The sequence below is a fragment of the Citreicella sp. C3M06 genome (assembly GCF_018860705.1).
Taxonomy (GTDB): Bacteria; Pseudomonadota; Alphaproteobacteria; order Rhodobacterales; family Rhodobacteraceae; genus Salipiger.
Genome location: NZ_JAHKQA010000060.1, coordinates 1 through 1,462 on the forward strand (window position 1 = coordinate 1; position 1,462 = coordinate 1,462).

A 1,462-nucleotide genomic window follows, 5' to 3' on the forward strand; every position below is an offset into this window, starting at 1 on the left:
GGCGCCCTGACCGGGGCGCCCCTTGGCGTATATAGCCCCCCGCCGCCCGGTCGAGGCGACGCCGGTTGCAACCGCTTATGCCGCGATCCGGTTCGGCAACGTGAGCCCGGAGCGGATACGAAGAATGGCCATCCTTGTCCTCACCGCCCCGAGCCGCAATACTTTCGCCCGATCAAAACAAGACAGACCAATGGTCCGGATCGAGGAGAGACATGCATGGCCGGCAAGGCTCTGAACAAGGCGAACTTGGCGGCGTTGGGGCCTGATGCACTGGCCGAGCTGCTTCTCGAAGCGGTCAAGGGCGATGCCGCGCGCCAGCGCCGGGTGCGCATGGCCCTGAGCGCGGAGCAGGGGCCAGAGGCCATCGCGGCGGATGTGCGCAAGCGCTTCGCGTCGATCCGGCGGGGGCGCAGCTTCATTGCGCGCAAGGCCCAGAAGACGCTGGGGCAGGAGCTGCACGACCTCACCCGGCAGATCGAGACCCGCATCGCCCCAGAGGCCCCGGACCAGGCCTTTGACCTGCTCTGGACGCAGCTGCACCTCGCCGAAGGCATTCATGAGCGCAGCGATGACAGCTGGGGCACCATCGGTGATGCGATGCGCGAGGCGATGGCCACCATCGGGCGCATCGCGCCAAAGCTGGCGCAGAACTCCGAGGCGCTGGCGGACGACATTTTCGAGGCCATGTCGACAGACGGCTACGGCGCCTTCGACCGCGCCATCGAGGCGCTTGCTCCGGCATTGGGAGAGACCGGCCTCGCCGCGCTGAAAGCTCGGGCCGAGACCGCACGTCAGGCGCCCCTGACCGAGGCGGACCTGGCATTCTACACCTACCTTTCCGACCCGTCCGCCCGTGAGGCCCGCGCCTTGGAGAGCCGGAACCGCACGTTGGACATCATCCTGCAGGACGTGGCCGACCAGCAGGGCGACGTCGACGCATGGCTGGCGAAATACACGCCCGACCAGCTGACCTACCACACCATCGCCCCCGCGGCGGCGACGCGCCTGCTCGAGGCGGGGCGCGCCGCGGACGCGCTGACCCTGATCCGCACCGCCATCGACGCCTATGACAGCGACTGGTTGGACCCGCGCGAGATGGATGAGGTGCATTTTGCCTGCCTCGCCGCGCTTGGTCGCGAGGACGAACTGCGCGCGGCGCTCTGGCAGCGCTTCGAGACCTGCCTCTGCCCGGACGCCCTGCGCCAGCATCTCAAACGCCTGCCGGACTTCGAGGACATCGAGGCACAGGATGCCGCGCGCGAGGTGGTGCGGAGTTTCAAACCGGTGGACGCGGCGCTGGCCTTCTGCCTTGCAAGCGGGGATCTGGCGCTGGCTGCGCAGCTGATCGATGCCCGCCACGCCGAAATCGACGGCGACGATTACGAAGTGCTGACCCCCTTGGCCGAAGCGCTTTTGACGCAGCACCCGCTGCAGGCCGTCCTGCTGTGGCGCGCGATGATCG

The 1,462-nt window shown here is 68.2% G+C and carries 1 protein-coding gene; it reads left to right on the forward strand.

The features are described 5' to 3' along the window. Nucleotides 1–216 precede the first annotated feature (216 nt). The coding region (locus KO516_RS13875; protein WP_216004382.1) for a DUF6880 family protein at nucleotides 217–1,462 on the forward strand (1,246 nt) is incomplete at its 3' end.